The following is a 9,462-nucleotide window of genomic DNA, read 5'->3' as shown; positions in this document are numbered from 1 at the left end:
ACATCTCTACAATACGAACGTGACTTTGCACGAGATCCGATCGGATTACTCAAGACAAATTCCGTACGACCAATCCTACTTTGATCTTTCCAATTTGAAAGTGCAGGGGGAAACGCCTGAAAATCTGGGATATTCCGGATTTAAAATTCATTATCCGCTGAATACGGAAGAACATACGGACGAGTTCATGGTCTTTCAGGGCGCGAGCTATTATAGAATGGTTTCTAAAAAACAAGTCTACGGACTTTCGGCTCGGGGAATCGCGATCAATACGGGAATGCCCTATCCCGAAGACTTTCCGGGGTTTACACATTTTTGGATCGTACATCCGGACAAGACCGATTCTACCGTATTCGTATATGCACTGTTAGACGGTAAAACCGCGACGGGAGCCTATGAATTTCAAATCTCACCGGGAAAGGTTTCCTCCGTTCACGTAACCGCGGAAGTAACTCTTCGAACGAAAGTGGATCGATTCGGAATCGCACCTCTTACTTCTATGTATTGGTATTCCGAAACGAGAGGGATTCCGGAAGGAAAGATTTATCCGGAGTCTCATGATTCGGACGGACTGATGATCGAGTCGAGTAAAGGAGATTGGATTTGGAGACCTCTCGATAATCCGAAACGAGTTACGATGAATTCTTTTCAAGACGAGAGTCCCCGCGCCTTCGGTCTCATTCAGAGAGATCGAAACTTTGCGAGTTATCAAGACAATTCGATGAAGTATCATCTTCGTCCGTCCGCTTGGGTGGAGCCGGAAGGGAACTGGGGAAAGGGAAGCATACAACTTTTACAACTTCCCACGGTCAAGGATTCGGACGATAACATAGGCGCGTTTTGGGTTCCGGCGGCGTTTCCGGCCCCCTTACAACCGTACGAATTCAGTTACACCATACGCTGGTTAAACGAAGATCCTTTGCCGGATGAATTGGCAAAAACCGTATCGACGAGAATTGCGTCCGTTCCGGGAGAATCCGATATGCGCGTGTTTTACGTAGACTTCGTAGGGGAGAATTTAAAAGCCCTCGATGCCTACACGTATTTGCAAGCGGCGATCGATACGGGAGATAACGCAGAATTAACGGATTATAATATTCAAAAAATTGAAGAAACGGGAGTTTGGAGACTTACCTTTAGAGTCGTTCAAAAAAATAAGAATAAACCCGCAGAACTCCGCGCCGTATTGAAAAGAAATCAGGAAGACCTGAGCGAGATTTGGACGTTCACTCTTGAATCCACGATCTGACGTAAATCTACGTTTTTCAGAGAACCGGGAAAAACTTTCCAGAGTTTATTCCAAGGTTAAATTGTATTGCCTCGCGTCCGGGGTCGTAGATTCCATTGCGCTCCATATCAAACTCACTGAATTCTTAAACTTAGTGGAAAAAGAAACGAGCGGAAAAGAAAATTCCGATTTCGAAACGGAAGCGATGAAACTTTTTTTACGCTCCGGAATTCTACATTCCCAAAAGAATAAGTCTTTTGATCTTCCCGCTATCGAACCATCCAGGATGGTTCCAAATCCAGTCGACTTCGGGCCGCTTGGAGAATTGGCGGAGCCGAAGGAAAAACTGGAACCGGTTGCGGTCTTTCTCTCCGTAATCTTTTGGGGAAGTGTCTACGCATTTTTACTCTACGGACTTTTACGGTGAACGTTTCTGAAAAAGATAAACTGGGAACTCTGATCGATTCCAAAACACAGAGTTATCGCCGTTTGAGTTTTGGAGGTCTCGTATTCTTTTTCGTAATCATCGGGGTCTTTTTAGAAGTTCAGTTTTTATCCTTTCAATCCATCAGTCCCTTCGAATGGGCGACTCTGATTTTATTTTGTATTTTGTTTCCGATCATCTGTTTTGGAGCGGCAACAGCGATCATCGGATTCGTTCAGAAAATTCGAGGAGGCGATCCGCTTCGAATTTCTAAAATATTAGAAAAGAATACGATTCTGGAAGGCGATATTCCGCCGGTTGCGGTTGTGATGCCGGTTCACTGCGAGGAAGTTTCCCGAATTTTTGCGGGAGTCGAGCTGATGATGGATCAGATCACGGAAACCGGCCTCGGTCAGAAGACGGATTTTTTCATTCTATCCGATACTTCGGATCCGAATCTTTGGGCCTTGGAAGAAAAGGCTTTTTCGATCCTCAGTCAAAAGCCAGTAAACAAGGGAAGAATTTACTACCGAAAGAGAAGGGTCAATCTGAACAAGAAGTCGGGCAATATCGCGGACTTCTGTAGAAGATGGGGAAAACGATACAAATACATGATCATCCTGGATGCAGATAGCATTGTCACGGGAGAATGTATGAAAAATCTAATACACCTCATGGAAAAAATTCCGAGCGCGGGGATCATTCAAACCGTCCCGGAAGTGATCCGAGCCAAATCGATCTTTCAAAAACTTTCCGCGTTCGCGGCTTGGGCGGGCAATCCGGTTTTTGGAGCGGGTTCCTTTTTTTGGCAGCTTCGTTCCGGACCGTTCTGGGGACACAACGCGATCATTCGACTTCAGCCGTTTATGAAATACTGCGGACTTCCTGGATTGCCCGGAGAAAGCGCAATCGGCGGAAAAATTTTAAGTCACGATACGATCGAGGCTGCTCTCTTTCGAAAGGCGGGTTACGGTGTTTGGTTCGCGACGGATCTAAAAGGTTCTTATGAGGAAGCGCCGCCTAACGTGCTAGAAACTTTGAAACGGGACAATCGTTGGTGTCAGGGAAACCTTCAGCATTTTTGGTTTTTATTCGGGGGCAAACTCCGTTTTTCGAGCCGGCTTCAAATCTTATTCGGAATTTTTTCGTATTTCAGTTCTCCTCTTTGGGCCTTGCTCCTTGTTTCTTCTTCTCTTACCACGATCGAGGACGTGGATTTTTTCAGATTGGCTCTTTTGCCGGAAGACTGGATTGCGTTTCGAGACGATCTCTATCTTCCGGTCGCATATACGTTGCAGGCTTATACTTTGTTCATTTTGTTTCTTCCTCGGATCGTCTCCTTTTTGGATGTATCTTTTTTTCGAAGAAAAGAATGGGGATCCTCGTTTGTTTCTTGGGTTGTTTCTTTTATTTTAGAATTTTTCCATTCCGTTTTGCTTGCTCCGGTTTATATGGTTCAGTATTCGAGATTCATTTTTCTTACATTCTTAAATCGTAAAATAGTATGGGGACCTCAGAATCGGAACGCAGAATCCGGATTGGACTTGGGAGCGCTTGCATACACGGTTTTGCCGGCATGTTTTTACGGATTGGGAATCGGAGTATGGATGTTTGTGACGTATCCGATTTTATTTTTTTGGTTTTTACCTTTGCTCGCGGGTTGGATTTTTGCGTATCCATTGGCGGTGTGGACGGCGTCTGCGTCTTCCAAACTCGGTGAGTTTGGAATCTTATCCAATCCGCCCGAACTCGATCAGAAAGATTTATTGAAACGATTGAATCTCTATCAGGAAAAATATTCTCGGGATCTGGGAACGGATGAGAATCGGAGAGGAATTTTTTTGGCGATCGCGGATCCTCTGCTCAACGAGTTTCATCTTTCCAGATTGAGAAAACGAAAAAAGGAAACACCGGGCAGAAAAAAATATCTGGAAGAACTTCGGGCAAAACTCAAAACCGAAGGAGCTTCTTCTTTTTCAAATCAGGACTTACAAAGAATTTTATGGGATTACGAATCCGTATCGTATCTTCACTCCTGGTTTTGGACGGAAGGAATTCCGGGAAGATCCGCTTGGTGGAAAACTTCGTATCTCAACTATCAAAAAGAAATTCTGCTAAGAAAAATCGTTTCTTAAACCAACTTTAAAAAAACGGCAACCGCGTGTTTTACGTCCTCTCTTCCGTCTCTTTCAAATTGCGGGGACGTTTTTCCTTTCCAGGTTTTTGCGTTTCCAATCGCCTTATCCAACCGAAACGAAAACAATTCTTCGTTGGAGATATATGCGGAAGGAATTTCATCGTTTAAACTTTTGTGAAGATAAGGAACTTCGGGAAAGTTTCCGCGATCCGTGTAAAGAACCGGGGTTTTGGCGTAAACGGCTTCGCTCATAATTCCGTAACCCGGTTTGGTGATCACAAAATCGCAGGCGGTCAAAAGATCGGGATAGTGAACGTCGGAGAGTTTTAAAATTCCGTCTTTTTGTTTATTAGGGATTTGTGTTAAATCGAAATCGGTTCCGGAAAGAACGATCGTATATTTTTCCGGATCAAATCGTTCCCAATCAAACCGAGAGGTTTCCACGCCGTACGCACCGAACGAAAACAAAAGATGAATTTTGTTTTCGGAAAGTTTGAAGAATTCTTTCGCTGCGCTTTTACTTAAATGTGGTCTTCGGCCTACGAGTCCGATGGGTTTTTGTTCGGCCAAGGAAGGAGCGGGACAGGAAAACGGAAGCAATAATCCGAACGTCGCGTGATAGTATTCTTCGTAGAGAGTTTTTGCGGCCCGTTCAAAAACGGAGGATTCTTTCGTATAACCCGCGTAAATAAAATCCCAGGTAAAGTTTCCCACGAATAACGAAGGAATTTTGATCTTGTCCGCGATCATAAAGGGTAGGGACGCCGAGTCCGAGACGATCAGTTCAGTTTCGAAATCCAAACAGGATTCAATTTCAGAAATTTGAATATACGATTTTTTTAAATCGAATTCTTCGAGATTTGCTGCCGTGGCGCGGATATCGACGGAAAGAGAATCTTTTTGAACCATTCCCACGTCCAGGATCTTATTTCGGACGTGTAAACGTTCGAGGTTTTTGGAATCCTCCTCCGAATGTGAAAGAGTGGATAAAAATTCTTCCCGAACGGTTACGAGATCGATTTCCAATTCCGGAAAACTGCGGAGCAGATATAAAATGATTTCCATGGATCGGCTGATATGACCGAATCCGTGACCGCTAACGTAGTATGTGATTTTCATTTTTTGGAACCCTGCCGTATCGTTTCGTACATTACGATTCCCGCGGACATCGCGAGATTGAGGGAATCCGCTTCTCCGAACATCGGAAGGGAAATATACTCATCGGAATGATTTCTTGCATAAGCGGAAAGTCCGTACTGTTCCGACCCGAACACGAGGGCTACTTTGCCTTTGAGTTCGGCGTTAAAATAAAGTTTTTCCGCTTCCGGTGTTACGGCTAACGTTCTGTAGTCGTTTTTCCTTAAAATTTCGTAGATCGTTTCCGTTTCCCCGAGATAAACGTCCAGAGTGAACAAGGCTCCCGTCGAAGCGCGGATCACGTTCGGATTGAACAGATCCAATCTGGGATCGGCGACGAGCACCGTATGAAATCCGGCGCCTTCCGCGGTTCGAAGGATCGTTCCGAGGTTTCCCGGTTTTTCCACGCCTTCGATCACGAGAATCGGTTTCAAATTTTTGAATGTGTTTGATTCTTTTTGAAAAGTGTCGAGTCCGATCGGAAAAAAACGAGCGGTTGCGATGAGTCCGTCCGGTCTGTCCCGATAGGAGATTTTTTCAAAAATCTTTTTCGGGACCTTGATGTTTTTGGCGCCGATCGAACCGATGAGGGAAAATTCGTTTTCACCTAAAAAACATTCGGGAGAATAGAGTACATTTTGAAACCGAACCTTGCCCGATTTTTGCGCTCTGAAAATTTCACGATAACCTTCTATAAAAAAAAGCCCCGAAGACTCCCTGTGTTTTTTATCCTTGAGGTTGGAAATATATTTCAGCTTCTCGTTGGAAAAGCTGGTGATCTCCAAAAACGAAATGTCGGTCTCTTCGTTCAAAACGAAAGTCTCTCCGAAACATAAATACAATTCGAACCCGCAGGGTAAAGTCTACCGCTTGTTTCCGGAATGGAAAGTTCCCCGAGATGAAAGCGGCCTTGGTTGCGAATCCTCCCTTCCAAAATTCGCCGAAGCGCGAGCGGACTAAAACCCGTGGAGTGACAGGTAAGAACGATAAAATCAGGTTTGTTACCGCAGAGTTGCATCAGAAGATCCATGAGTTCGGGCAGATCTTTTTCGATCTTAAAAACTTCGCCGCTGGCGCCTCTTCCGAAAGTCGGGGGATCCAAAATAAAACCGCGATAGTCCTTTCCTCGTTTGATTTCTCGTTTTAAAAACTTCAATACGTCTTCCACCATCCACCGCACTTTTTTGTCGGCGAGACCGGAGGCGTTCGCGTTATCCCGCGCCCAGTCCACCATTCCTTTCGACGAATCCAGATGGCAAACCGAAGCTCCTCCGTCTAACACGGCCAAGGTGGAAATCCCCGAATACGCGAACAGGTTTAAAACCTCCTCCTCTTTTTTTAGCCCGGAGGAAAGTTGTTGGATCTTTTTCCAGTTTTCCAATTGTTCGGCGAAAATTCCGAGATGACCGAAAGGAGTAAATTTAATCTTAATAGAATATTCTAAAATTTGAATGTAAAATTCCTCCTCCGTTTTTTTGTTCCAGGCCCATGCGCCTCCTCCTTTGTCCGAACGGACGTATTCTCCGTCGGCGTTTTTCCAAAGCTGGGGTTTTGTCGCGGGCCAAGCGGAAACGGGGGAGGGACGGATGATCGTATAAGGGCCGATTTGTTCGAGTTTTCTAAAATCTCCGGAGTCGAGTAGTTTATAAGAACCTGCTTCTACCCCCGCGTTGTGACTTCTTGAAACTCCGGATCGTTCGGTGGGAGCTTCGGATCGTTTGGCGGAAGGCGGATTTTTTTCCGAATTCGTTTTTGATGGTTTAGGTTCCGTTCTTCTTACAGTTTTCATAGATATGTACCTTAAAATAATTTCCTTCGGGGAAGTTTTTTCTTACCGGATGATCCGCTTCCGGTTTTAAACTCGTAAAACGTTCAAAACTCCAACCTTTGGACTTGAAAATGTTTTTCGCGAGTGATTCCAATTCTTCCGATCCAATTCTTCCCGAACAAGAACAGAGAATGATCGTTCCCGATTCTTCCAAAGACGTAAGGCTGTTTTCAAAAAGATAAGAATAGGATTTGAGCGCGTTTGTTTTGGACTTTGCGTCCGGAGTTAGATTCGGCGGATCGATTACGATCAAACCGAATTTACGATTTTCTAATACTTCTTCCAATTCTTTGAATAGATTTTTTTGAACGAACCTGTGTTTGCAATGGCTTTGGTTTTTTTTCAGACTCAAAACTCTTTGAAATCCATCCAAAACCTCTTTCGATCCGTCCGCGGAAAGAACGGAAGCGGCGCCCGCTACGTCCATACAAATCGACGTTAGTCCCGTATGGGAAAAAAGATGAAGGCAGTTTTTATCTTGGCTCAGTTCCTTCTTTTCAAGTAAAAATCGGCGTAGGTTTCTGAGATCTAAAAAGATTCCACCCTTTTGGCCGGGGAGTTCCACTGGAAATCGTATGTCGTAAAGTTGGATCGTTTCTCGGATTTTAAGCGGTTCGTCGTCGGCGAGCGGCTTGCTTTGAGTCGACGTGTCTCGGCTTGCCGCTAAATCCGATTTTTTTTGGTTCGCTTTCGCTTCTGCATGGTTCGATTTTGTTTTCTGAACAGCGGGAACGGAGTTTCTCCCCCTCCACAATCTTTCTGCGGATTTTTTAACTTTTAAATTCGATTTTTTGAATGTATCATCTTGTAACGTTTCTACCGAATCGAAAATCGTTTGTGTAGAAGCCGTCCCATTCGCTTTTTTAGAACCGATTTTGTCGGTCCCGGTTTTTTCGGGAGGATCGAATAAGATCCGTTTCGGTTTCGGTTCTCCTAATTTAGAATTTTTGCATAGATCGTAGAGATTCCAAACGAGCCATCTTCCGTACGAAAGTAAAGAGGAAGAATAAATTCTCACAACCCAGGTTTCATTCAATCGGTCGATCGTTATACCCGGAAAAAAATCGTTTTCTCCGTGTAAAATTCTGTATGCGTTCGTGGTTTTTCTGAGTTCGTTTCTTTTTTGCAGAGAGGAGATTAGATTCTCTCGAATCTTTTTTTTGGAAAATTTCGGCAAAAACTGTATCACTCGAATTGCCACGAGTCCGGTGTTCGAATAGATTCCGGTTGCGATCGGTACGTTTTTTGTGGAAACGAGATTCAACCATTGACCGTTGACAAAAGGCGCGACCGCCGAGGAAATATTTCCGCTGAAGATCCAGGGATGTTTGCGTCGGATGGAAAGTTCACTCTTCCGGTTCAACTGGTATCTGCGGAACCGGAAGGTTTTCGAGGGAGAGTTCAGGCTTTTTTCTTGGCTTCTTTGTAAGAAGTTTCGGTGGCTCCGACGTAGATCTGTCTTGGACGACCGATTTTCATATCCGTAGATTCGATCATTTCCTTCCACTGAGCGATCCAACCCGGAAGACGTCCCATCGCAAACATTACGGTAAACATGTTCACCGGAATTCCCAGCGCGCGGTAGATGATTCCCGAATAAAAATCCACGTTCGGATACAGTTTCCTTTCCACAAAGTAAGGATCGTGTAACGCGGTCTCTTCGAGTTCTTTAGCAATATCTAATAAAGAATCCTGAACCCCGAGTCTTTTCAGAACGGAATCGCAGGCCTTTTTGATGATCTTGGCGCGGGGATCGAAATTCTTATAAACCCTGTGACCGAATCCGGAAAGACGGAAAGAATCGTTCTTGTCTTTCGCTTTTTCCACGATTTTTTTAACAGACAATCCGCTCGCTTGAATCTCTTGCAACATTTCTAATACTTCTTGGTTGGCTCCTCCGTGTCTCGGACCCCAAAGAGCGCAGATTCCTGCGGAAACCGCTCCGTAGAGGTTTGCGAGAGAGGATCCCACCAAACGCACCGTAGACGTGGAACAGTTCTGTTCGTGATCCGCGTGTAGGATCAATAATAAGTTGAGCGCCTTTACGATTTCGGGGTCCACTTTGTAATCTTCGCTCGGAACGGAGAACATCATGTTCATGAAGTTTGCGCAATAGTCGAGGCTGTTCAGAGGATGGATCGTAGGTTGTCCGATGGATTTTTTATACGCGAACGCGGCGATCGTCGGGAACTTTGCGAGAAGACGGATCATGGAGATATGTCTGTGTTCCGCGTTTTCAGGATCGTAAGAATCCTGATAGTAAGTGGAAAGAGATCCGATCATGGAAGACATGATCGCCATCGGGTGACCGTCTTTCGGAAATCCGTTGTAAAGACGTTTGAGATCCTCGTGAATGAGAGTGTGCATCGTAAGTTCTTCGTTCCACGTCTTTAGTTCCGCGTCCGAAGGAAGTTTGCCGTAGATCAGTAAGTAGGCGACTTCGGTGAAAGTGGAATCTTCCGCGAGTTGTTCGATCGGAATTCCTCTGTATCGTAATATGCCGAGTTCTCCGTCCAAAAAAGTCACCGCGCTCGTACAGGCTCCGGTGTTTAAGTAACCGTTGTCCAAGGTTACGTATCCGGTCTGTTGACGGAGTTTTGAAATATCGACTGCTTTTTCGTTTTCACTGCCTACGATGATCGGGAGTTCGTATTCTTTCCCGTCGATTTTCAGAATTGCTACCTCTGCCATTTTTTTCTCCTAAAGAA

Annotated in this window: 8 protein-coding genes (1 of these 8 running past the window's edge); 3 read left to right on the top strand and 5 right to left on the bottom strand. The window is 44.9% G+C overall.

Features of this window, described 5'->3' with window-relative positions; all coding sequences use genetic code 11:
- The 3 genes in view from LEP1GSC060_RS05145 to mdoH are tightly spaced (each overlapping or abutting the next) and all read left to right on the top strand, a layout consistent with a single transcriptional unit that may run on beyond the window.
- A protein-coding gene (locus tag LEP1GSC060_RS05145) for an OpgD/OpgG family glucan biosynthesis protein (RefSeq protein WP_002997480.1) crosses the window boundary here: on the top strand, window positions 1–1,249 show its 3' portion. It extends 359 nt beyond the left edge of the window; the window shows 1,249 of its 1,608 coding nt (coding positions 360–1,608); its start codon lies beyond the left edge, outside the window; it ends in the stop codon at window positions 1,247–1,249.
- The gene (locus tag LEP1GSC060_RS18900; protein WP_002997358.1) at window positions 1,233–1,655 is read left to right on the top strand and encodes a hypothetical protein; all 423 of its coding nucleotides are present in this window, start codon (window positions 1,233–1,235) and stop codon (window positions 1,653–1,655) included. The genes LEP1GSC060_RS05145 and LEP1GSC060_RS18900 overlap by 17 nt, the downstream gene beginning before the upstream one ends.
- Complete coding sequence (gene mdoH, locus LEP1GSC060_RS05135; RefSeq protein WP_002997491.1) at window positions 1,652–3,787, top strand: glucans biosynthesis glucosyltransferase MdoH; 2,136 nt, start codon at window positions 1,652–1,654, stop codon at window positions 3,785–3,787. The genes LEP1GSC060_RS18900 and mdoH overlap by 4 nt, the downstream gene beginning before the upstream one ends.
- On the opposite strand, the gene LEP1GSC060_RS05130 is transcribed toward mdoH, so the two are convergent.
- From LEP1GSC060_RS05130 to LEP1GSC060_RS05110, 5 genes are read right to left on the bottom strand one after another with little or no spacing between them, the layout of a single operon-like run.
- The gene (locus LEP1GSC060_RS05130; RefSeq protein WP_002997429.1) at window positions 3,784–4,908 is read right to left on the bottom strand and encodes a hypothetical protein; all 1,125 of its coding nucleotides are present in this window, start codon (window positions 4,906–4,908) and stop codon (window positions 3,784–3,786) included. The two genes, mdoH and LEP1GSC060_RS05130, sit on opposite strands and share 4 nt — an antisense overlap.
- The gene (locus LEP1GSC060_RS05125; RefSeq protein WP_051061401.1) at window positions 4,905–5,768 is read right to left on the bottom strand and encodes a TrmH family RNA methyltransferase; all 864 of its coding nucleotides are present in this window, start codon (window positions 5,766–5,768) and stop codon (window positions 4,905–4,907) included. Before LEP1GSC060_RS05125 ends, LEP1GSC060_RS05130 begins: the two co-directional genes overlap by 4 nt.
- Complete coding sequence (locus LEP1GSC060_RS05120; RefSeq protein ID WP_002997461.1) at window positions 5,735–6,715, bottom strand: class I SAM-dependent methyltransferase; 981 nt, start codon at window positions 6,713–6,715, stop codon at window positions 5,735–5,737. Before LEP1GSC060_RS05120 ends, LEP1GSC060_RS05125 begins: the two co-directional genes overlap by 34 nt.
- The gene (locus LEP1GSC060_RS05115; RefSeq protein ID WP_002997364.1) at window positions 6,687–8,117 is read right to left on the bottom strand and encodes a class I SAM-dependent rRNA methyltransferase; all 1,431 of its coding nucleotides are present in this window, start codon (window positions 8,115–8,117) and stop codon (window positions 6,687–6,689) included. Before LEP1GSC060_RS05115 ends, LEP1GSC060_RS05120 begins: the two co-directional genes overlap by 29 nt.
- A 38-nt stretch (window positions 8,118–8,155) precedes the next feature.
- On the bottom strand, window positions 8,156–9,445 hold the full coding sequence (locus LEP1GSC060_RS05110) for a citrate synthase (RefSeq protein ID WP_002997381.1): 1,290 nt from the start codon (window positions 9,443–9,445) through the stop codon (window positions 8,156–8,158).
- Between the last annotated feature and the right edge of the window lie 17 nt (window positions 9,446–9,462).

It is taken from the genome of Leptospira weilii serovar Ranarum str. ICFT (assembly GCF_000332415.1).
Lineage (GTDB): Bacteria > Spirochaetota > Leptospiria > Leptospirales > Leptospiraceae > Leptospira > Leptospira weilii_A.
This window is presented reverse-complemented; position numbering and strand designations above follow the sequence as displayed.